Annotated in this window: 18 protein-coding genes; 10 read left to right on the top strand and 8 right to left on the bottom strand. The window is 63.1% G+C overall.

What is annotated here, in order from left to right; genetic code table 11:
- The first annotated feature begins 5 nt into the window (after window positions 1-5).
- The 4 genes from fabD to GVM20_RS12550 all read left to right on the top strand — a co-directional run bounded on the left by fabD (window position 6) and on the right by GVM20_RS12550 (window position 4,109).
- Window positions 6-944, top strand: a complete 939-nt coding sequence (gene fabD / locus GVM20_RS12565; protein WP_166547538.1) for an ACP S-malonyltransferase — start codon at window positions 6-8, stop codon at window positions 942-944.
- Window positions 944-1,708 (top strand): 3-oxoacyl-[acyl-carrier-protein] reductase, encoded by a 765-nt coding sequence (gene fabG, locus GVM20_RS12560; protein ID WP_166547537.1) that lies wholly within the window; start codon window positions 944-946, stop codon window positions 1,706-1,708. Before fabD ends, fabG begins: the two co-directional genes overlap by 1 nt.
- Window positions 1,709-1,870: 162 nt before the next feature.
- Window positions 1,871-2,998 (top strand): DNA polymerase III subunit beta, encoded by a 1,128-nt coding sequence (gene dnaN, locus GVM20_RS12555; RefSeq protein WP_166547536.1) that lies wholly within the window; start codon window positions 1,871-1,873, stop codon window positions 2,996-2,998.
- Window positions 2,999-3,026: 28 nt separating this feature from the next.
- Entirely contained in the window at window positions 3,027-4,109 is a 1,083-nt protein-coding gene (locus GVM20_RS12550) for a DUF2855 family protein (RefSeq protein WP_166547535.1), read from the top strand.
- 30 nt (window positions 4,110-4,139) lie between these two features.
- Here GVM20_RS12550 and GVM20_RS12545 read toward each other — a convergent pair whose 3' ends face one another.
- A complete protein-coding gene (locus GVM20_RS12545; protein ID WP_166547534.1) occupies window positions 4,140-5,906 on the bottom strand; it encodes an N-acyl-D-amino-acid deacylase family protein in 1,767 nt (588 codons plus the stop codon).
- Window positions 5,907-6,010: 104 nt separating this feature from the next.
- Between GVM20_RS12545 and GVM20_RS12540 the strand changes: the two genes are divergently transcribed.
- Both GVM20_RS12540 and GVM20_RS12535 read left to right on the top strand, forming a co-directional pair.
- On the top strand, window positions 6,011-6,964 hold the full coding sequence (locus GVM20_RS12540) for a glycerophosphodiester phosphodiesterase family protein (protein ID WP_166547533.1): 954 nt from the start codon (window positions 6,011-6,013) through the stop codon (window positions 6,962-6,964).
- A gap of 36 nt (window positions 6,965-7,000) precedes the next feature.
- Window positions 7,001-7,282 (top strand): DUF427 domain-containing protein, encoded by a 282-nt coding sequence (locus GVM20_RS12535; protein WP_166547532.1) that lies wholly within the window; start codon window positions 7,001-7,003, stop codon window positions 7,280-7,282.
- Window positions 7,283-7,304: 22 nt separating this feature from the next.
- On the opposite strand, the gene GVM20_RS12530 is transcribed toward GVM20_RS12535, so the two are convergent.
- Both GVM20_RS12530 and GVM20_RS12525 read right to left on the bottom strand, forming a co-directional pair.
- Entirely contained in the window at window positions 7,305-8,165 is an 861-nt protein-coding gene (locus GVM20_RS12530; RefSeq protein WP_353653158.1) for an alpha/beta fold hydrolase, read from the bottom strand.
- Between the two features lie 132 nt (window positions 8,166-8,297).
- On the bottom strand, window positions 8,298-9,995 hold the full coding sequence (locus GVM20_RS12525) for a PHA/PHB synthase family protein (protein WP_166547531.1): 1,698 nt from the start codon (window positions 9,993-9,995) through the stop codon (window positions 8,298-8,300).
- A 277-nt stretch (window positions 9,996-10,272) separates the two neighbouring features.
- On the opposite strand from GVM20_RS12525, the gene GVM20_RS12520 reads away from it, so the two are divergent.
- The 3 genes from GVM20_RS12520 (at window position 10,273) to lepA (ending at window position 17,146) form a co-directional block, all read left to right on the top strand.
- Window positions 10,273-12,936 carry an EAL domain-containing protein gene (locus GVM20_RS12520; RefSeq protein ID WP_353653157.1) on the top strand — a complete coding sequence of 888 codons (2,664 nt, stop codon included), beginning with the start codon at window positions 10,273-10,275 and terminating at the stop codon, window positions 12,934-12,936.
- Window positions 12,937-13,095: 159 nt separating this feature from the next.
- A complete protein-coding gene (locus tag GVM20_RS12515) occupies window positions 13,096-15,273 on the top strand; it encodes a putative bifunctional diguanylate cyclase/phosphodiesterase (protein ID WP_234031989.1) in 2,178 nt (725 codons plus the stop codon).
- Window positions 15,274-15,328: 55 nt separating this feature from the next.
- A complete protein-coding gene (gene lepA / locus GVM20_RS12510) occupies window positions 15,329-17,146 on the top strand; it encodes a translation elongation factor 4 (RefSeq protein WP_166547530.1) in 1,818 nt (605 codons plus the stop codon).
- Window positions 17,147-17,356: 210 nt separating this feature from the next.
- On the opposite strand, the gene GVM20_RS12505 is transcribed toward lepA, so the two are convergent.
- Window positions 17,357-17,521 carry a Flp family type IVb pilin gene (locus GVM20_RS12505; RefSeq protein WP_199799596.1) on the bottom strand — a complete coding sequence of 55 codons (165 nt, stop codon included), beginning with the start codon at window positions 17,519-17,521 and terminating at the stop codon, window positions 17,357-17,359.
- A gap of 191 nt (window positions 17,522-17,712) precedes the next feature.
- Here GVM20_RS12505 and GVM20_RS12500 point away from each other — a divergent pair, with 191 nt between their 5' ends.
- Window positions 17,713-18,027, top strand: a complete 315-nt coding sequence (locus GVM20_RS12500) for a hypothetical protein (RefSeq protein ID WP_166547529.1) — start codon at window positions 17,713-17,715, stop codon at window positions 18,025-18,027.
- A gap of 38 nt (window positions 18,028-18,065) precedes the next feature.
- Here GVM20_RS12500 and GVM20_RS12495 read toward each other — a convergent pair whose 3' ends face one another.
- The 4 genes from GVM20_RS12495 to GVM20_RS12480 all read right to left on the bottom strand — a co-directional run.
- Complete coding sequence (locus tag GVM20_RS12495; protein ID WP_166547528.1) at window positions 18,066-18,908, bottom strand: hypothetical protein; 843 nt, start codon at window positions 18,906-18,908, stop codon at window positions 18,066-18,068.
- A 32-nt stretch (window positions 18,909-18,940) separates the two neighbouring features.
- On the bottom strand, window positions 18,941-19,240 hold the full coding sequence (locus GVM20_RS12490) for a CcdB family protein (protein ID WP_166547527.1): 300 nt from the start codon (window positions 19,238-19,240) through the stop codon (window positions 18,941-18,943).
- The gene (locus GVM20_RS12485; RefSeq protein WP_160761140.1) at window positions 19,240-19,500 is read right to left on the bottom strand and encodes a type II toxin-antitoxin system CcdA family antitoxin; all 261 of its coding nucleotides are present in this window, start codon (window positions 19,498-19,500) and stop codon (window positions 19,240-19,242) included. The genes GVM20_RS12490 and GVM20_RS12485 overlap by 1 nt, the downstream gene beginning before the upstream one ends.
- 259 nt (window positions 19,501-19,759) lie before the next feature.
- A partial coding sequence (locus GVM20_RS12480) for a hypothetical protein (RefSeq protein ID WP_502706194.1) occupies window positions 19,760-20,634 on the bottom strand: 875 nt, incomplete at its 5' end.

Raw genomic sequence — 20,634 nt, 5'->3', positions numbered from 1 at the left:
CGTCGATGCGCGCGTTCATTTTTCCGGGGCAGGGCAGTCAGAAAGTCGGCATGGGGGCAGACCTTGCCGATGCCAGCGCGGCTGCGCGCGAAGTGTTCGGCGAGGTGGACGAGGCGCTGAAGCAGAACCTTTCGAAGCTGATGCGCGAAGGGCCCGAAGACCGGCTGACTCTGACCGAGAACGCGCAACCCGCGATCATGGCCAATGCCATCGCCACGCTCAGGGTGCTGGAGCGCGACTTCGGGGTGAAGCTGCTCCAGGCGGCGAACTGCGTCGCGGGCCATTCGCTCGGTGAATACACCGCGCTGGCCAGCATCGGCGCCTTCAGCCTTGCCGATACCGCGCGTCTCCTCAAGCTGCGCGGCTGGGCGATGCAGGCAGCGGTGCCGGTGGGCGAGGGGACGATGGCCGTGCTGCTCGGCGCGGACATTGATCAGGCCAAGGCGCTGGCTGAAGCTGCCGCGCAAGGCGAAGTGTGCGAAGTCGCGAATGACAATGACCCCACTCAGGTCGTGCTGTCGGGACACACCGGCGCGATTGAGCGGGCGGTCGCCCTCGTAAAGGAACACGGGATCAAGCGCGGCATGATCCTCAATGTGTCGGCCCCGTTCCATTCCTCGCTGATGGCACCCGCCGCCGCGCGTATGGCGGAAGCGCTGGCCGAAACGCGTCCGCAGGCCTTCACCTTGCCGCTCTATGCCAATGTCACTGCCGCTGCCGTCGCTGATCCTGATGCCGAAAGCGCGCTGCTGGTCGAACAGGTCACCGGCCGGGTGCGTTGGCGCGAAAGCGTGCTTGCCATGCGCGCAGATGGGGTGGAAAGCTTCGTCGAACTTGGCGGCAAGGTGGTCGGGCCGATGGTCAGCCGGACCGACAAGGAAGCACAGGTGACGAGCCTCGTGACAATGGCCGATCTTGAGGCCTTTGCGAAGGAGATGGTGTGATGTTCTCACTCAAAGGCATGAACGCACTGGTCACCGGGGCTGCTGGCGGCATCGGCTCGGCAATCGCCCATGCGCTGGCAAGCCAAGGTGCGCGTTTGGCGCTTTCGGGCTCCAATTCGGCAAAACTGCGCGCGTTTCGCGATGAGCTGAACGAAGCCTATCCCCACCACGACCACGATGGCCATGTCGAAATCACCTGCGATCTGGGCAACACCACACAGGTCGAAGAGCTCATTCCGGCGATGCTCGATACGCTCGGAACGATGGACATTCTCGTCAACAATGCCGGCATCACCCGTGACAATCTCGGGATGCGGATGAAGGACGAGGAATGGGATCAGGTGATCCGCATCAACCTCGAAGCCAGCTTCCGCCTGATGCGTGCGAGTGCCAAGCCGATGATGAAGGCGCGGTTCGGGCGGATCATCAACATCACTTCGGTGGTGGGCGCGACCGGCAATCCGGGCCAGATGAACTATTGCGCCGCCAAGGCGGGGCTGACCGGCATGACTAAGGCGTTTGCGCAGGAAGTCGCGAGCCGCGGGATCACCGCCAACTGTGTCGCCCCCGGCTTCATCCGCACCGCGATGACCGCTGCGCTCGATGAGAAGCAGCAGGCCGCGATCAATGGCCGCATTCCGATGGGCCGGATGGGCGAGGGCGCGGAAATCGGCGCTGCGGTTGCTTTCCTCGCCAGCCGTGAAGCCGCCTATGTCACCGGCGAGACGCTGCACGTGAACGGCGGAATGGCGATGCTAGGATAGGGGGCGAGGGCTTCTGCCCTGCCTTATCCCCAGCGGAGTCGCCCCTCGCAAAGCCGCCAACTTGCCCGTGGTGTTGCCTGCGCTAAGGTTTTACGCAGATTCCGGCGCTTGAGGGCGATTCCTTCGCCCCTCTGCCACATACAGGACCGATAGGGACAAGCGATGAAGGCCACGATCGAACGCGCGACGCTGCTGCGGTGCCTTTCCCATGTTCAATCCGTGGTGGAACGCCGCAACACCATTCCCATTCTGTCCAACGTGCTGATCGACGCCAGCGATGGCGGCTCTGTGCGGGTGATGGCCACCGACCTCGATTTGCAGGTGGTCGAAACCATGTCGGCCGCTTCGGTGGATCAGCCCGGTGCGATTACCGTATCGGCGCACTTGCTGTTCGATATTGCGCGCAAGCTGCCCGAAGGCAGCCAGGTCAGCCTCACCACCAGCGACAATCGTTTGGAGGTCAAGGCGGGCCGGTCGAACTTCAAGCTGCCCACGCTGCCGCGTGACGATTTCCCGGTGATCGTTGAAGGCGATCTGCCGACCAGCTTTGAACTGCCCGCGCGTCTGCTGGCCGAGCTGATCGACCGCACCCGGTTCGCGATCTCGACCGAGGAGACCCGTTACTACCTCAACGGGATTTTCCTGCACGTCACGGACGAGGACGAACCGCTGCTCAAGGCCGCGGCGACCGATGGTCACCGCCTAGCGCGCTTCACCATCCCGCGGCCTGAAGGCGCGGCCGGGATGCCGGACGTCATCGTGCCGCGCAAAGCCGTGGGCGAGCTGCGCAAGCTGCTGGACGAAGCGCTGGACAGCAACGTCCTGATCGACCTGTCGGCCAGCAAGATCCGCTTCACGATGGGCGGCGAAGGCGGCGTGGTGCTCACCAGCAAGCTGATCGACGGGACCTTCCCCGATTACAGCCGCGTGATCCCGACCGCGAATGACAAGCTGCTCAAGGTCGATCCGAAGCTGTTCTTCTCGGGCGTCGACCGCGTCGCGACCATCGCCACTGAAAAGACCCGCGCGGTCAAGATCGGTCTTGACCATGACCGCGTCACGCTCTCGGTCACCTCGCCCGACAATGGCACTGCGGCCGAAGAACTGGCGGCCGAATATCGTTCGGAAGGGCTCGAGATCGGCTTCAACGCCAATTACCTCAAGGATATCCTCGGCCAGATCGACAGCGACACGGTGGAACTCCACCTTGCCGATGCCGGCGCGCCGACTTTGATCCGTGAGAACGAACAGGCCCGCGCGCTGTATGTGCTGATGCCGATGCGGGTGTGATCCCCGCCTGCAAGGAGGGGAATCGCCAATGAATGTAATGCAGGTTCACGTGCGCAAAGGCGCGCTGAACGATGCCGTGCTGGCGGAAGTGCCGCCGGCTCGGCTGGCTGACGGCGCGGTGCGGCTCGCCATCGAGAGCTTCTCGGTCACGGCGAACAACATCACCTATGCGGTGGCGGGGGACAGCTTCAAGTATTGGGACTTCTTCCCCGCGCCCGAAGACTTCGGCATCGTGCCGATGTGGGGCCATGCGCGGGTGATCGAAAGCAACAGTGCCGAAATCGCGGTGGGCGAACGAGTCTATGGCTACCTGCCGATGGCGAGCCATCTGGATGTGGTGCCGGGCCGCGTGACGGCGGGCGGTTTCCTCGATACAACCGATCATCGCCAGCCGATGAGCCCGGTCTACAACAGCTACACGCGCCTCGCCGCCGATCCCGAGCATGACGCAGTGCGCGAAGCGGAGCGGATGATCTTCGGCCCATTGTTCCGCACCGGCTTCCTGATCGAATACTTCCTGCGCGGGCAGGACTGGTTCGGCGCGGAGCAGCTGATCGTCACCAGTGCGTCGTCCAAGACCGCGCTGGGTCTGGCGAGCGTGGCGCGGCATTCATCGCCCGGCGTCAAGCGGATCGGCCTCACCTCGAAGGGCAATGTCGGCTTTGTCGAAGCGACCAGGCTTTATGACGAAGTCGTCGCCTATGAAGATCTGGAGCGCGTTCCGGTGCTGCGCAGCGTCAGCGTCGACTTTGCGGGCAATGCCGAACTGCTGGGGCGGATCCACCGCCATTTCGAAGATGCGCTGGCCCATTCGGCGCTGGTCGGCATGACCCATATCGAAGCGCGCTCGACCTTCGGAGGCGGCGAGGCGCTGCCCGGCCCCAAGCCTGCGCTGTTCTTCGCGCCGGATCACGCCGTGGCCTTCTTCAAGGCGCACGGGGCCGAGGAGGGGGGCAAGTTGGTCGCGGCGGCATGGCACGACTTCCTGAAGGCTGCCGACGGCACAGTCGCGATCGAACGGCACGCCGGTCTGGAAGCAGCCCGCTCTGTATTCACCGCCATGGTTGCAGGTCAGATCGACCCGGCCAAGGGGATCGTGATCGAACCCTAGGCCGGGGCGCTAAGGCCTCAGGGCGGCGGATTACTCCGCCGCTTCGGCCAGCTCCACCCGTTGCGGCCCACGGATCAAACCGCCCGGCGCTGCGCCGGTCCATTGCCCATCGCGGAAGGTGACCTCGCCGCTCTTGATGGTGGCGACATAGCCATCGGCCTTCTGGAGCAAACGCTTGCCGCCCGCCGGAAGGTCGAAGGCGAGCCACGGCTTGCCGAGCTTCAGCTTGTCCATGTCGATGATGTTCAGATCTGCCAGATAGCCCGGCGCGATCACGCCGCGATCCTCAAGCCCGTAAAGCACCGCCGTGTCGCGACACTGGCGCTTGATCGCCTGTTCGAGGCTGATGCGCTCACCGCGCTTGCGGCTCTTGACCCAGTGTTCAAGCATGAAGGTGGGCGAGGCCGCATCGCAGATCGTCCCGCAATGCGCGCCGCCGTCCGACAGCGAGTTCACGGTATCGTCGGCGTGCTGGAGCGGGTGCAGGAAATCGAGGTTCCCATCCGCATAGTTGAGGATCGGCAGATAAATGAAGCCCTTGCCATCATCGCGGCACAGCAGATCATAGGCATATTCCTGAGGGGAAACCCCAGCCGCCGCCGCGCGGGCGTTGATGCTGGCTTCGGGCGTCGGTTCGTAGTCGAAATCGGGGTCCATCTCATATTGCAGCGTCCAGCCCATCGAGATCGCCATCACCACTCCGCCGATATCTTTGGGGGCATCGGTGTAATCATTGGGCTCGGCGAGCAGCTGGGCCTTGAACGCCGGATCGAGCAGCTTCGCTTTCTGTTCGTCCCAAGGCAGTTCCTTAATCGCCATCCAGCTCGGGCGGAAAGCGAAGGGGTTCACCGTGCCCTGCCACGCCATCACGATGCCGTTACCGCGCAGCGCAATCTGGGCGACGATGTTCGCGCCATTGTCGTTCTCGGCGCGCATCTGGGCGATCTGCTCGTCGAGCGAGAGCTCCTTGGCGATGGACTGGAGCGCGGCGAAGGTGACGGGGATGCCGGCCTCGCGGCTCAATTGCCCCATCCAGCCGAACTCGTTCCACTCGCGCTTGAGGTCGCTGGCGATCTCGAACACCGCATGGCCGCCCGCTGCCCGGGCGCGGCCCATGGCTTTGCCGATCGCGATCAGCTCTTCAGGCGTCGCCGTGGTGCCTGGGACCAGTTCGCCATCGACCGACTTGTGCAGCACCGTGCGCGAGGTCGAGAAACCCAGGGCGCCTGCGCGCACGCCTTCCTCGACGATCCGGCTCATTTCGGCAATGTCGTCAGCGGTCGGCACCGCGCCGGGCTGCTCGCGGTCCCCCAGCACATAGGCGCGCACTGCGCCATGGGGGACGTGAGTGCCGATATCGACCGTGCGAGGAAGCTTCTCCAGCGCGTCGAGATATTCGGGGAAGGTCTCCCAGTCCCAGGTGATGCCCTCGGCCAGAGCAGTGCCGGGGATGTCTTCGACCCCCTCCATCAAGCTGATCAGCCATTCGTGACGGTCAGGCTTGGCGGGTGCGAAGCCGACGCCGCAATTGCCTATCACCACCGTGGTGACGCCGTGCCAGCTGGACGGCGCCATCTCCTGATCCCAGGTGGCCTGACCATCGTAATGGGTATGAATATCAACGAAGCCGGGAGCGACAACCTTGCCGCTGGCGTCAATTTCTTCCGCCGCGCTGCCGGTGATACGGCCCACCGCTGCGATCAATCCGCCGGAGATCGCGACGTCGCCGGTAAAGGCCGCAGCCCCGGTGCCATCGACAATTGTGCCGCCCCGGATGATCAGGTCGTATTGCGCCATTCTGTCTCTCCCTTATTGGAGCGCAGAATGTCGCAAAGCGCGGCCCCCTACAAGGGGTGCCTGCGTGAGTTTATGACGTGCGTGCGAAGCCAAGGGGCAGCAAAATGGGTCTGAACAAGCATATTCGCTCAGGGTTTGTAGGACTTGTTGGATGGGCCGCGCTGGCGACGCCGCTCGCCGCGCAGGATAGCGGTGCTTGGCGGTTGGCGCCGGAGAGCGATCTGTCGGCCATGCTCGACTGTTTCGAGGCGGCAGGGCAGACGCTGATCTCCGCCCATCGCGGCGGGCCGACTCCGGGCCTGCCGGAAAATGCCATCCCGACAATGGACGCGCTGCTCGCTGCGCATCCGGCGATCATGGAGGTGGATGTGGGGCAGAGCGTGGACGGACAGCTGTTCCTGCTCCACGATGACCGGCTTGATCGCACCACCACCGGTAAGGGCGAGGCCGCCGCGCAGGATTGGGCCGCGCTCAGCCAGTTGAAGCTCAAGGACAATTGGGGTTGGGTGACGCCCTATACGATCCCCACGCTGGCCGAGGCGCTGGCATGGGCCAAGGAGCGCACCGTGCTCCAGATCGATTTCAAGCGTTCGGCCGATGTCGGCAAGGTTGTGGCAGAAATCCGCGCAGCGGGGATGGCGGGCAGCGTGATCCTGATCGCCTATTCGGTCGAACAGGCCGCCGCGCTCCACCGTGCCGCGCCCGAGATGTTGCTGTCCGTCTCGGTTGATGCGCCCGGCGATGTCGCGGCATTGAAAGCGGCGGGCATCCCGGAGGATCGCATGGTGGCCTTCACCGGCACCCGCCTGCCGCGCCCTGAACTTTACCGTGAGCTTGACGGCCAGAACATCGAAGTGATCTTCGGCACTTTGGGCCGCCCGCCGCGCTCGATCGATGCGGTGATCGATCGTTACGGCATGGACAAACGCTACGCCGAACTCGGCAAGGAAGGCGTCGACATCCTCGCCACCGACCGTCCCCGCGAAGCCGCCGCTGCGCTGGCCGAGGCGGGGCGTTTGCCGAAGGCAGGACTTTGCGGGGTCAGCCGGGGCGGGTAGTGGAACATAGTGCGGAGCGCTGAAGGAGAACGAGAAATGGTCAAGGCAACATGGAACGGCGCAGTGATTGCCGAGAGCGACGACACCGTGGTGGTCGAAGGCAATCACTATTTCCCGCGCTCCGCGGTCGATCCGGCGGTTCTGAGCACCAGCGCCACGACCACGGTTTGCCCGTGGAAGGGCACCGCGCATTACCACAGCATCACCGTGGGAGGCGCGACCAACGCTGACGCTGCGTGGTATTATCCCGAACCAAAATCCGCTGCTGCCGAGATCAAGGACCGCATCGCCTTCTGGCGTGGGGTCGTCGTTTCCTGATCACGGCGCAAAACGCGCGCGACTATGCCGCCGCGCGCCTGGCTTCCTTCGCCGTGTCGGGCGCATCCAGAAATTCGCGGATCGCAGCCACGCTTTCATCGGCGTGGGTCAGCAGGAACAGATGCCCGCCGCCTGCAAAGGTCTGGAGCCGCGAATTGGGGATCATCGCCTTCAGGATCTTGCCGTTGATGACGGGGACGATCTGGTCATCCTCGCCCATCATGATCAGCGTTTCCTTCTTCATGAAGGGCAGGGCAGGGAGGCTGCTCCAGCCCATCATGCACATCAGCTGGTACATATAGCCGCGCGGGCTGGGCGGTTTCAGACGGCCGATATGGCTGTCCTTCTGGTGCTCGGCCCCGTCCTTGTCGACGCCGCCGTAAAGCGTGGCGAAGTGTTCGTTCATGAATTCAGGGTCGATATAGCGGCGCGGATCGGCCATCTTGGTGAAGGCGGCGGGATTGCCCGGCACCATGATCATGCCGGGTGTGGTCGCGATCAGTGTCAGCCGCCGGGTGAGCCCCGGATGCTGGAGCGCAAAGTGCTGCGCCATCGCGCCGCCCCATGACACGCCCATGACATCGACCTGATCCAAGCCATAGCGCGCCAGCAGCTGCGCGGCCGTCCAGCTCATGGTGAAGGGGTTATAGGGGATCAGCGGATCGGGCGATTCGCCGGTTCCCGGCATGTCGAACATCAGAAACCCACGCTCCGGCAAAGCGGCGGCGAGGGGGGCTACCGCCTCGATATTGGCGCCGATGCCATTGAAGAACAGGATCGGCAGGTGATCGGACGGCATATCGAGCCGCCATGCCGCAGTCCGTAGCGTCCGACCGCCCACTTGTTCCATTGTGACGACAGCGCCGTCCATTGCATTGGCCACAAAAACCCGTCCTTTCTGAGCGCCGCAAAGGGCGCGGGTTGGGCGCGCACGTCGATCCCTAAACGCGCGCGCCCATAAGCTGTTTGCACGCTTCGACCCCTGTCCCCCGAGGTCGAGCGCTGCAGTGCAATATCAGACTTCTTCGATGACGTAGAGTCCCGGCGCCTTATCGGTCGGACGATAGGTGTCATTGCCCAGAGCGGCGGGCGCAGATTTCTTCTTGCCCGAACGCGCCTGCACCCACTCCATCCACAGCGGCCACCAGCTGCCCTTGACTTCTTCGGTGCCCTGCAACCACTCGTCGGCGGTCGCGGGGAGCTTGCCCTTCTTGGCCTGCACGAAATACTTGGCCTTGGGGTTGCCCGGCGGGTTGAGGATCGCCTGCATGTGGCCGCTCTGCGAGAGCACGTAGGTCACATCCTTGGAACCGAACAGCTGGGTCGAACGATAGGTCGCCTTCCACGGCGTGATATGATCGGTCACCCCGCCGAGGATGAACAGATCGGCGGTCACCTTGCTGAGATCGACCTTGTGCCCGGCCATCTCGACCTCGCCCTGCTTGGTGAAGGCGAGGGTTTCGAACAGCGTCAGGAAATCGCCCATCAGGCTCGACGACAGGTTGGTCGCGTCCGCATTCCAGAACAACACGTCGAACGCCGGCGGGTCCTGCCCGAGCAGGTAGTTGTTGATGACGTAGTTCCAGATGAGGTCGTTCGGGCGCAGCCACGCGAAGCCGCGCGCGAGGTCATCAGCCTTGATGATCCCGGCCTTCTTTGCCCGCTGGCGGGCCAGTGCCATGCCGTTCTCGCTCACCAGCGAACCGGCCTCGATATCGGTCGGCTTGGGATGGAGCACGCACACCATCAGCGTCAGCGTGCCGAGGATCGGATTGCCGGTCGCGGCAAGCTTCGATGCGAGCACTGCGGCGGTCTGTCCGCCCGAACAGCCGGCGGACACGTTAACCTTCTTGGAGCCGGTGATCGAGGCGACCACCTCCAGCGCCTTTTCGCAGGCGGCGATGTAATCGGCCATGCCCCAGTGACCCTGATCCTTGGACGGATTGCGCCACGAAATCACAAAGGTCTGCACGCCGTTGTCGAGCTGCCATTTGATCACCGATTTGTCCGGCGACAGGTCGTTGATGTACATCTTATTGATTTGCGGCGGGATCGTCAGCTGCGGGATCTCGTAGACCTCATCGGTGGTGGGGGCATATTGCAGCACCTCCATGATCTCGTCGCGGTAGACAACGCTGCCCTTGGACGTGGCGATGTTCTCGCCGATCTTGAACGGGCGCTTGTCGACCTGGCTGACCATGCCCTTGTTGTGGACGAGGTCATTGTAGGCGTTCTGGAGGCCCTTGATCAGGCTCAGGCCGCCCGAGTTGATGATCTGCTTTTGCGCGGTCGGGTTGCCGATCAGCGAATTGGTGGGGGCCAGACCATCAAGGATGATATTGGCGATGAAGTTGGCGCGGTTGCGCTCCAGTTCGTCAAGCTCAAGCTCCTCGAGCCAGTTCTTCATCCCTTTCTGCACCGCGAGATAATATTGTGCGCCCGCCCGGAAGAACGGGTTGTACTGCCACGCAGGGTCCATGAACCGCTTGTCCTTGGGATCGGGGGCGAGTTCGCTCTTGCCGGTCATGATCTTGACCATGTCCTGCGCCATCGCGGTCGAATGGCGCACGAAGCGCGAGGGATCAGAGGCCGTTTCGCGCAGCAGCAGCGCCACCGCACTGACGAAATCCTCGCGGGCCAGGCCGACCAGCGGCCCCAGAGCATTGGTGGACTGGGCTGCTTCGTTCTCAAGCTTCACTTCGCTGCGTGCCATGGAATCCCCTTTGTGAGGCCGTCTCGTCCGCTGCCCTGCATGGCAATCGGTTAACGCGGTCCTTGTGGTCCAGAATGCCGCCTCGGCTGCCAAGTTGCAAGCGTGGCGCGCGCGGACGTATCGCGGGGGTGAGGCCCAAAGATGAAAGGATTCATCATCCCGATTAACGCTTTTCTCAACCCTGATCGGGTAGGGTGCGGCAATGGCTGGGGATCCGATCCGAAAATTCGCAACATTTGATCCCCGCCCCGTTGGCGGGGATCGTGATTTGCGTTCGGTGGCAAGAGCCAAGGCCAAGGCGACAGCCGAGATTGACGGTGCCGATCTGCGCGCTCGCGGTGAGCGTCGCGGGATTGAGCGGCTCCAGACCGAAAAGATCGGGGGGCTGAAGCACGCGATCGACGAGCCTGCCAGCGAGCAAGGCTTCCTTTTGCCGCGCGAAGCCGGGGGCATGACCCTGTTCCTGCTGGCCGCCTATGCCGTTTCGGCGGTGGCCTTTCAGGGCCTGCCGTCGACCCATACGGTCGGCGCAGCGTTGGCTTCGGCGGCGCTGTTTGCATGTGGCTCGCTGTTCGCCGCCACGGAACGTCGCGGCGATAGGTCATTCGCCACGCGGGCATTGGTGGTGGTGGCGGGCATCGTCCTGCCGATGGCGCTGGCGGGTTATGCCTTGGCCGGCTGGGTGAACGAGGGCCTGCCGTGGCAATGGGCCATCGCAACGCTGATCTGCGTCAACGCGGCCGCCGCCGCGCTGTTCGACATGCGCATTATCTCGCTGTTCTGCGCCAAGATTGCCAGCTGGGCGGGCTTTGCTGTGCTCATGCCAGGTCTTTTGACCTATGCCGCCCTGATTGCTGCAGCCATAACCCTGTCGCTGATCGCGCGGCTCGAATGGAAAGCGGCAGAACAGCGCCGCCTCGCCCGCGAAGCACGCGAGCGGGTCGCAGCGCGCGCCGAAGATATCCTGCGCAGTTTCGAGGAGACCGGGCAAGGCTGGTTCTGGGAAACCGACCGGCGCGGGTTGATCACCTATATCTCGCCCAAGGCGGCCATGGCGCTCGGCAAGTCCAGCGATGAAATTGTCGGCCGTCCGCTGAGCGAGATCGTCGACCCCACCCAGAGCGCAGCCGATGCCGAGCGCACGCTCGCTTTCCACCTTTCGGCCCGTTCCGCTTTCCACGATGTTGAGGTGCGCGCCGCCACCACCGGCGACGAACGCTGGTGGGCGCTTGCCGGGCGCCCGGTGTATGACAGCTACAAGAACTTCTGCGGCTTCCGCGGCCACGGCACCGATCTGACCGAAAAGCGCCGCAGCGAGCAGCAGGTCTCGCGCCTCGCTCACTACGATTCCCTCACCGGCCTCGCCAACCGCGTGCAGATGAGTCAGGCGCTCGAGCAAATCCTGGCCGCCCCCAGCGGGCGTGAGCGGGCCTGCGCGGTGCTGATGCTCGATCTCGATCGCTTCAAACATGTCAACGATACGCTAGGCCACCCCGCTGGCGATGCGTTGCTCAAGCAGGTGGCTCAACGGCTCGAACGCGCCATAGGCGGGGCAGGGCGCTGCGGGCGTCTTGGCGGTGATGAATTCCAGGTGATCGTCCCCGGCCACCAGGACCGCAAAACACTCGGGCACATGGCACAGGAAATCATCAACTCGCTGTCGCAGCCCTATTCGATCACCGGCCAGAGCGTGGTCATCGGTGCATCGGTCGGGATCGCGCTCGCTCCCGAGCATGGCTCGACCAGCGATGCGCTGATCCGCAATGTCGACCTTGCGCTTTATGCCGCCAAGGACGCAGGCCGCGGCGTGTATCGCTTCTACGCCGAAGACCTCCACGCCGCCGCAGAAGAACGCGCCGAGCTGGAACAGGACCTGCGCGAGGCGATCGCCAAGGGCGAGCTGGAGCTTCACTACCAACCCGTGGTCTTCGCCGCCGACGAAAAGATCGTCGGTTTCGAAGCGTTGATGCGCTGGAACCACCCCAAGCGCGGCTGGCTCAGCCCTTCGAAATTCGTCCCCATCGCCGAAGATGCCGGCCTGATCGACCGGATGGGCCAATGGGCGCTGCGCACGGCCTGTGCCGATCTCGCCCGCTGGCCCCGCTCGATCCGCTGTGCTGTCAATGTTTCGGCACTGCAATTCGCCAATCCCGAACTGCCGACCATCGTCGCCAATGCGCTGGCCCATGCTGGGGTCGCCCCATCGCGGTTGGAGCTGGAAATCACCGAAAGCGTGTTCCTCAACGACAGCGCCGGGACCGATGCCATGTTCAAGGCGCTGAAGCGGGTCGGAGTGCGTCTTGCGCTCGACGATTTCGGGACCGGTTACTCATCGCTGGGCTATCTCAAGAAGGCGCCGTTCGACAAGATCAAGATCGACCGCAGCTTTGTGCAGGGCGCCACCGAGGAAGGCAGCCGCAACGGCGCGATCATCGCCTCGATCACGTCCCTGGCCGAAGCGCTGCATATGGACACCACGGCCGAAGGTGTTGAAACGCTCGACGAGCTGGAACTGGTGCGCCTGCTCGGGTGCAGCCACATTCAGGGCTACATCTACTTCAAGCCAATGAATGCCGCAGAGGCGACCGCACTGGTTTCGGGCAATCTGGTAGCCGAGGCTGATGGCCCGCAATGCGCGCGCGTGCCGCGCCAGAACCTGCTGCGCAAGGTGACCGTGATCCACAACAACAACCGCCTCAATGCCACGCTGCGCAACATTTCCGAAAGCGGCGCGATGATCGAAGGCCTGTGGAACATGCCCGCAGGAAGTCCGATGCGGATCGAATTTTCGGACGACAAATCGGTGACTGCGCAGGTGCGCTGGTCGCGCGAGAATCGCGTCGGAGTCGAATTCCACGAGCCCCTGCGCCGCCGGGCCGATGGTTCCTACTCGGTGCTGAAGGGGCAACGCAGCCAAGGCGCTGGCGCTGGCGGCTGGTAATCATCGCGGCGCAGCGCGGATAAGTTAGCGGCCTCTTAGCCATCTCTCGCAAGGGTGGCTGTTAGCGGAAAAATAACCATCGGGCTTTACTCCTTGGCGAACAACGGGGGCGGCCGTGCGGGCTGCTACCGGATTGAGGTCTGGAGGTTTACCGAGACGATGTCCCTGAAGGGTCTCCTGTCGTCCCGCAACGCCGCGGCTCCCCGCAGTGCGCGCAGTCTTGCCGCCCCGGCTGCCGCTTCGGCGCTGTCTGATGGCGAGCGTCTCGCCATGCTCGATGAGCTTGAGCAATCGGGTCTCGGCTGGTTCTGGGCGAGCGATGCGAATGGCCATCTGACCTATCTGTCTGCCGCTATCGCCGCCCGACTTGATATCCCTCTTGGTGAGTTGCTGGGCCAACCCCTCGGCACCATCTTCACAGCCGCCGACCGCGAGCAGCGCGGCAAGTCGCTCCCGCTCATGCTCGGCGCGCACAAGGCCTTTGGCGGCATCGCAGTCCACGCGGCACGGCGGCCCGAAGGCGCGGTACTGCGCCTTTCCGGCCAACCGGTGACCACCGGCGAGGGACGCTTTGCAGGTTTCCGTGGCACCGGCGTCGACATCACCGAAGAATATCACCGCGAGGAAGAAACCGCGCGGCTCGCCCGTTACGATTCGCTCACGGGCCTCAGCAATCGCCACCGCATGGCGCACCAAATCGAAAGCACGCTGACCGCGTTCAAGGCGGCGCGGCGCAACTGCGCAGTGATGATGATCGACCTCGACCGGTTCAAGCATGTCAACGACACGCTCGGTCATGCCGCAGGGGATGAATTGCTCAAGCAGGTCGCCGCACGGCTGACCCGTGCGATCGACCGCGAATGCGAGATCGGACGGCTCGGCGGCGACGAGTTCCAGGTGATGCTGCCCGATATCGACGACCGCGGGGTGCTTGGCGATCTGGCGATGAAGATCATCACCATGCTGCGCCAGCCTTACAGCCTTGAAGATGGCCGCTGCGTCATCGGTGCGTCGGTCGGCATTGCGATTGCTCCGCATGACGGCGTGAGCCGCGAGGAAATCGTGCGCGCTGCCGACCTTGCGCTTTATGCCTCCAAGAATGGCGGGCGCGGGCAATATCGGTTCTTCTCCGGTGAGCTTGAGAACGAGACGATTTTCCGCCGCCGTCTGGAACAGGACCTGGGAACCGCTCTGCGCGAAGAGCAGCTGTTCCTGCGCTTCGAACCCATCGTCGAAGCCGCCGCCGGATCGGTCTGCGCACTTGAAGCGCATGTGTGCTGGACCCATGCCGAGCGCGGTGTGATCGACGAGGAAGAGTTCGCCCAGATCGTGGAAGGTTCCGCCTTGCTCCCCGATGTCGGGCGGTGGGCTATTGCCGCAGCGTGCCAGCGCGCGGCCCTCTGGCCCGATACTGTCCGGGTGGCGGTCAATGTGCCGGTCGCGCTGTTCCTCGCCGATAACTTCGTCGAGCAGATCGGCGAGGCGATCGACAGCGCCGGACTAAACCCCGCGCGGCTTGAGCTCGAAATCAGCGAAGCCGTGTTCTTCGGCGATGCCGCCGTGGTCGACCGCACGCTCGCCGTACTGTTCAAGCTAGGCGTCCGCCTGACGCTTGACGAGTTCGGCTCGGGCTATTCCTCGCTCGCCTATCTGCGCCGCGCGCCGTTTGACAGCATCAAGATCGACCAGAAGCTGATTGCCGAAGCCGAACGTCAAGACAGCCGCGAGCTTGGTTTGGTGCGCGCGATTGTGGCGCTGGCCGGTGCGCTCCAGATGGACACCATCGCGAGCGGCATCGAAAGCGCGGACCTCTTGGCAGCTTTGACCGCCGGCGGGGTGCGCTACCTTGAGGGCCCGATTTTCAGCGAGCCGCTCGACGAAGATTCGCTGGCGGAAGAGATGGCTGGCGGCACGTGGAAGATCGAACCCGGCACCGACCGCACCCGTCGTGCGCGGCGCCGGACGGTGTTCCGCAAGATCCAGGTGATCCATGATGACTATGCCTATGAGGTGACGCTGCGCAACCTCTCGAAGTCGGGCGCGCTGATCCAGGGACTGGCCGACGTGCCCAAGGGCACGCAATTCGTGGTCGACCTGGGCGGCGGACAGCTGGCGGTGGCGACGGTGACCCGTGCCAATGGCGATGTGCAGGGGCTCGAGTTCGAACAATCGCTGATCGAGGACGGGTCGGGCGGGCTGTGTACCCGCAACCGCGTTTCGCCCTATGCCCTCGCCGCTGCCGGAACCCCGCTCGCGGCGCTGGCACCGGGCCGGTTCCTTGGCATGGATCAGGGCGGCGCGATCCCCAAGTTCGGCTATGCCGCACCTTCAGCCTAGGTGTTGCGTTTTTGGCGAATGACAACCGCCTGACCGGGCGCTAAGTCGCGGGTTCATGACTGACCTCTCCAAAATCCGCAACTTTTCCATCATCGCGCATATCGACCATGGCAAGTCGACCCTCGCTGACCGGCTGATCCAGTTCACCGGAGGCCTCACCGCGCGTGAGATGTCCGAGCAAGTCCTTGATAACATGGACATTGAGAAAGAGCGCGGCATCACCATCAAGGCGCAGACCGTGCGCCTCAACTACACCGCCAAGGATGGCGAGACCTATCAGCTCAACCTGATGGACACCCCCGGCCACGTCGACTTCGCCTACGAGGTTTCCCGCAGCCTCGCCGCCTGCGAGGGCGCGCTGCTGGTCGTCGACGCCGCGCAGGGGGTCGAGGCCCAAACCCTCGCCAACGTCTACCAATCCATCGAGCACGATCACGAAATCGTCCCCGTCATCAACAAGATCGACCTCCCCGCCGCCGAACCCGAGAAGGTCCGCGCCGAGATCGAGGAGATCATCGGCCTCGACGCGTCCAACGCGGTCATGACCAGCGCCAAGTCCGGCATCGGGATCGAGGACGTGCTCGAAGCCGTCGTCCAGCGCATCCCCGCGCCCAAGGGCAAGATCGACGCGCCGCTCACCGCCAGCCTCGTGGATTCGTGGTACGACCCCTATCTCGGCGTCGTCATCCTCGTGCGTGTGATCGACGGCAAGCTCACCAAGGGGCTCAACATCCGCTTCATGCAGGGCGGAACCCAGCACCTTGTCGACCGCGTCGGCTGCTTCACCCCCAAGCGCACCGACCTGGCCGAACTCGGCCCCGGCGAAATCGGCTTCATCACCGCCCAGATCAAGGAGGTCGAGCAGGCCCGCGTCGGTGACACCATCACCACGGTCAAGAACGGCTCCGACACCCCGCTGCCGGGCTACAAGGAAGTCCAGCCGGTCGTCTTCTGCGGCCTGTTCCCGGTCGACGCCGCCGACTTCGAGAAGCTGCGCGAAAGCATCGCCAAGCTGCGCCTCAATGACGCCTCCTTCTCCTTCGAGATGGAAAGCTCCGCCGCGCTCGGTTTCGGCTTCCGCTGCGGCTTCCTCGGCCTGCTCCATCTGGAGATCATCCAGGAACGCCTCAGCCGCGAATACGACCTCGACCTCATCACCACCGCGCCCTCCGTGGTGTACCGCATCCACCTCGGCCACTCGAAATACGAGGACGCCAAGGTGATCGACATCCACAACCCCGCCGATTGGCCCGATACCAACCGGATCGAGGTGATCGAGGAGCCGTGGATCAAGGCGGTGATCTACACGCCTGACGAGTACCTCGGCGCGATCCTGAAACTGTGCCAGGACCGCCGCGGCATCCAGACCGAGCTCACCTATGTGGGCGGCCGTGCGCAGGTGACCTATGAACTGCCGCTCAACGAAGTGGTGTTCGATTTCTACGACCGGTTGAAGTCGATCAGCCGCGGCTATGCCAGCTTCGATTACGAGCAGATCGGCACGCGCGAGGGCGACCTTGTGAAGATGAACATCCTCGTCAACGCCGAGCCGGTCGACGCGCTGAGCCTGATCGTCCACCGCCACGTCGCCGAAGAACGCGGCCGCGGCATGTGCGAGCGCCTCAAGGACCTGATCCCCCGCCACCTGTTCAAGATCCCGATCCAGGCCGCGATCGGCGGCAAGGTGATCGCCCGCGAAACCATCGCGGCGATGCGCAAGGACGTGACCGCCAAGTGTTACGGCGGGGATATTTCCCGGAAGAAGAAGCTGCTGGACAAGCAGAAGAAGGGGAAGGCCAGAATGAGAGAATACGGCAACGTCTCTATTCCTCAGGAAGCTTTCATTGCTGCGCTGCGGATGGGTGAGGAGTGAGGCCCCGCGCCTAGCGCAGGCGATTGCACAGCAATCGACAAGCTAGAAGCGAGAGGCTGTAACTCCGGCCGGCGGGTGGCCGTAGGCCAGCGCGTTCGACGTCACGGCCGCGGCTTTGCCGCGGCTAACCTTCAATCCTCCCCTCAAGGGGAGGGGGACCACCGAAGGTGGTGGAGGGGCAAGCTAAGCCGACCCCCCGAACAACCACCCCTACAAAGTGCTCCCCATCGCCGTCCTGATCGTATCGAACACATCCGACAGCGTCAGCCCGAGCGACTGAAACGCGATAAGCGCCGCAATCGCGATGAGCGCGACGATGAGCCCATATTCAATGGCGGTCGCCCCCGCGTCGTCGTCCCGCAACCGTGTGAACATCGCTAACCCTTTCAATGCGTTGTGCTGAAGGTGGAGGTGAAAGGTTGCTGAGAGGTGGCGGGGGATGGTTAAGAACAAGGCCCTGCGCCTAGCGCTGGGGTTCGCGCAGCGAATGGCGGCAAGAAGGAAGGGCGAGCATTCTGGGGGGCGGGTGCGCGAAGCGGAGCCTGTTCGGAAGCGAAGCTTGCCAAATGCTATTTCATGCACGCGACTTTGCCGAGGCTTACTTTTCTGCTTTGGTGCTTCCAAAAGGAGCTAAAGCTATGAAGCCAAGAGAGAAAGCAGCCAAGGGTCGCGCCGAACTTGAGGATGCGATCCTTGAGTATTTGAGGGAGCGACCTGAGGGCGCGATCAACAGCGAGATTGCTCGTGACCTTGGCCTTGAGTCTGACTTCGCAGGTCGGCAAAAGAACTATCTCACATATTCACTCTTGGGCGGACTTATAGCGCGCGGTTTGGTGAAGCGTGAAACTGTGGGAAGTAAAAAACTTTTCAAGGCATTTTGATGGTGGATTCATAGCTATAATGTGGGCTTCATAGCACATCATGGTCCTGCCAGCTGTAGGGAAGGTGTTGCGTGAGGTGGAGTCCCATCTTCGTCGGTTAGCTTCGATAACGCTGTCATAAAGAATGCAGCACACCTGATAATGTGTAGTGCCTCGTGGGGTGCGTAAATCGTTTCCACATGCATAGTAGAATTGCGCCACGGATTACGAACTGCATCTAGGTGCGCATAAAGACCTTCGAACGCTACTCCTTCAGACCCAGGTAGTCTCGAATTGGTAGGCCAGAGTTGATCGATTTGTGCCTTGATTGCAGTTAGAATCTTCCCCCAGTTTTTTTCCGATGGCTTCGTGGGATCAGGGATTCCAAGTCGCTTTGACAGTGCCCGGATACCTATCTCAAGCATCCTCATCGCATGAAAAACCGAGGCTGTATAACGCCCAAATGCAATGCATTTTGCAGCCTCTTCTACTTCAAAGGATGCGCTAGGGAACAGTATTGAGAAGCCCGAATTTTGAAGCAGATCATCTGCTGGTGACATGAAGGGCGACTCTTGGGAAGATAATGTGAACAGCTTAATTTCGCTAAGATAATCAGCGAACCGGCTTTCTATATCGTGGAGCGCAATTGTCGCTTTTCCGACGGTCACGTCGCAAGGGCTTTGCTCTAACGAGGCCATAAAGCGATGCGCTGAGACACTTGCCAACCTTGCTCCGATGGCTTGGGTTTCACCCTCAAACAATCTGACTGCAGGTAAAATCAGAGAAATGCTTTCGGGAATCAACTTCTCGTCATTGGCAGCCGAAAGCCCAGAAAAAATTTGATGGATCCGCGCAAGCGAAGTGGCTGCGCCCAAAAATGACGGTGCGTTTAACTCAATCATGTGGTTCAACGTTATACGAAATTGCGAGCCGTTCAAACCCCCGTAAGCAGAAAATCCAACGCATTCAGAACTGTATCGCCATCCTTCTCGAGCGCAACGACCTTCGCCCCCAATTCGCTCACTTCAACCGCCGAGAGAAGCTGCGTCATCAACACATAACGCTCTCCGCCAATCTCAAACACGGGATTGAGTCGGCGCGCAGGTTTGGGCGCTTGGCTCTCCGCAATCAGCGGCGCAACCAAGCGGGTTTTTAGCCCCGCCAGCAAATCCGCCTGACAATCGACCACTAGCGCCCCGCCGCGCTTCAACGCGTAAACATCGAAACGCGCCATCAGAACAGGCGATGATCCGCGAGTGGCAGGCCGTTGGCCTCAACCCAGTCATTGGCCGCCGCGACCGCATCTCCGTTTTCTTCAAGCCAACGCGCCGCTTCAGCCTCGCGGATCGCATCGCGTAGGCCGCGTTCGGCGGCTTCGGAAACCGTGATGCCAAGCCTTTTCGCATCGGCGAGGTAATCTGGTCGGATGGTCATGGTTGTGCGCTTGCGCGGCTCGCTAGGGGCCTTGAGGCGTGAAGGTGTGTGGCTGTTCATGTCACTAATGTATATGCATAGGGTGTATGCATCAAGGTGAAAGCAGCCCCGGCAAAGCCGCGGCCAGGAGGTGGCCTTCGGCCAGCTTCGCTTCCGAACGGGTCGGTTAACGCCGCCCGCCGGCCGAGGGCGGTGATGCGCTGACGCGCACCAGCTTGCAGCTTGGACTCTGCCGCGCAGAGATAACCTCGCCCGCCCCTCCACCATCCTGCGGATGGTCCCCCTCCCCTTGAGGGGAGGACTTGCGCGCCTTCACCGCCTACGGATCAAAACTCTCATCCTTGATTGTCCACTCCGTCCGCGGCGGCGGGGCGGGCTTGGGCTTGCCGTAGGACCAGCCCTCGGGCGGGTGACGGTTTGCCTCCTCCTCCGCCCGGTGCTTCGGCGGGGGGAGGCGTTTGCGCTCCGGCGGATCAAAGCGATCGGCCTCTGCGTGCCACGGCGCATCGAGCAGCTCGCGGGTCTTGGCGTCGGCGTTCATCGCGTCGAGGTCGCGGTCGCGCAGGGCCAGGAAGTGGGCCCAGGCGGCGCGGGTTTCCTCGCTGAGGGCGGCCCAGCGGTCCTCGGCTTCGTGCTGGAAGCGGCGGCGGATGTCCTCGATCTTGCGGTCGATGCTGCGGCGAACCTCCTCGGCCGAGACGTTGGGCTGGCTGGCCTCGTATTCCTTGATCCATTGCTTCTTGAGCCGGTCGAGCTGCATCTGGCTGATCGCGTTGAGGCCCTTCGGCCCGCCGCCGACCGCGAAACGCTCGGGCGCGCGGTTGCGCAGGATGAACATCAGCAGCCGGTCGTTGTAGCGGCGGCGGGTGCCGACGTGCTTGCCGTAGGAGAAGACGTCCTCCTCCACGCCGTTGAGGGCGCGGTCCATGACGACATCCTCGACGCGGGCGATGCCGAGGTCGAGCGCGGCGGTCCATGCGGCGCGGAAGCTCTCGGCGCCGGGCTGGCGGCGCAGGTTGTAGGCCCCGGCCTGGCTCATATCGACCGCCTTGCAGGCTGCCTCGACCGAGCCGGTGTCGGCCAGCGCCTCGATGAAGCCGCGCTGGCGTTCGGGGGTCCAGCCGTCGTGGCGTTCGTACTGGCGGGGGACGGGAGTGAAGGGGGGCAGCGAGCTGCCCCCCTTCACTCCCGTCC

It is taken from the genome of Porphyrobacter sp. SLTP (genome assembly GCF_009905735.1).
Taxonomy (GTDB): Bacteria; Pseudomonadota; Alphaproteobacteria; order Sphingomonadales; family Sphingomonadaceae; genus Erythrobacter.
This window is presented reverse-complemented; position numbering and strand designations above follow the sequence as displayed.

What these genes read in the sequence shown, in the direction of transcription:
- fabD (WP_166547538.1), top strand. Translation starts at nt 6, where the DNA reads ATGCGCGCGTTCATTTTTCCGGGGCAGGGCAGTCAGAAAGTCGGCATG.
- fabG (WP_166547537.1), top strand. Translation starts at nt 944, where the DNA reads ATGTTCTCACTCAAAGGCATGAACGCACTGGTCACCGGGGCTGCTGGC.
- dnaN (WP_166547536.1), top strand. Translation starts at nt 1,871, where the DNA reads ATGAAGGCCACGATCGAACGCGCGACGCTGCTGCGGTGCCTTTCCCAT.
- GVM20_RS12550 (WP_166547535.1), top strand. Translation starts at nt 3,027, where the DNA reads ATGAATGTAATGCAGGTTCACGTGCGCAAAGGCGCGCTGAACGATGCC.
- GVM20_RS12545 (WP_166547534.1), bottom strand. Translation starts at nt 5,906, where the DNA reads ATGGCGCAATACGACCTGATCATCCGGGGCGGCACAATTGTCGATGGC.
- GVM20_RS12540 (WP_166547533.1), top strand. Translation starts at nt 6,011, where the DNA reads ATGGGTCTGAACAAGCATATTCGCTCAGGGTTTGTAGGACTTGTTGGA.
- GVM20_RS12535 (WP_166547532.1), top strand. Translation starts at nt 7,001, where the DNA reads ATGGTCAAGGCAACATGGAACGGCGCAGTGATTGCCGAGAGCGACGAC.
- GVM20_RS12525 (WP_166547531.1), bottom strand. Translation starts at nt 9,995, where the DNA reads ATGGCACGCAGCGAAGTGAAGCTTGAGAACGAAGCAGCCCAGTCCACC.
- GVM20_RS12515 (WP_234031989.1), top strand. Translation starts at nt 13,096, where the DNA reads ATGTCCCTGAAGGGTCTCCTGTCGTCCCGCAACGCCGCGGCTCCCCGC.
- lepA (WP_166547530.1), top strand. Translation starts at nt 15,329, where the DNA reads ATGACTGACCTCTCCAAAATCCGCAACTTTTCCATCATCGCGCATATC.
- GVM20_RS12505 (WP_199799596.1), bottom strand. Translation starts at nt 17,521, where the DNA reads ATGTTCACACGGTTGCGGGACGACGACGCGGGGGCGACCGCCATTGAA.
- GVM20_RS12500 (WP_166547529.1), top strand. Translation starts at nt 17,713, where the DNA reads ATGCTATTTCATGCACGCGACTTTGCCGAGGCTTACTTTTCTGCTTTG.
- GVM20_RS12495 (WP_166547528.1), bottom strand. Translation starts at nt 18,908, where the DNA reads ATGATTGAGTTAAACGCACCGTCATTTTTGGGCGCAGCCACTTCGCTT.
- GVM20_RS12490 (WP_166547527.1), bottom strand. Translation starts at nt 19,240, where the DNA reads ATGGCGCGTTTCGATGTTTACGCGTTGAAGCGCGGCGGGGCGCTAGTG.
- GVM20_RS12485 (WP_160761140.1), bottom strand. Translation starts at nt 19,500, where the DNA reads ATGAACAGCCACACACCTTCACGCCTCAAGGCCCCTAGCGAGCCGCGC.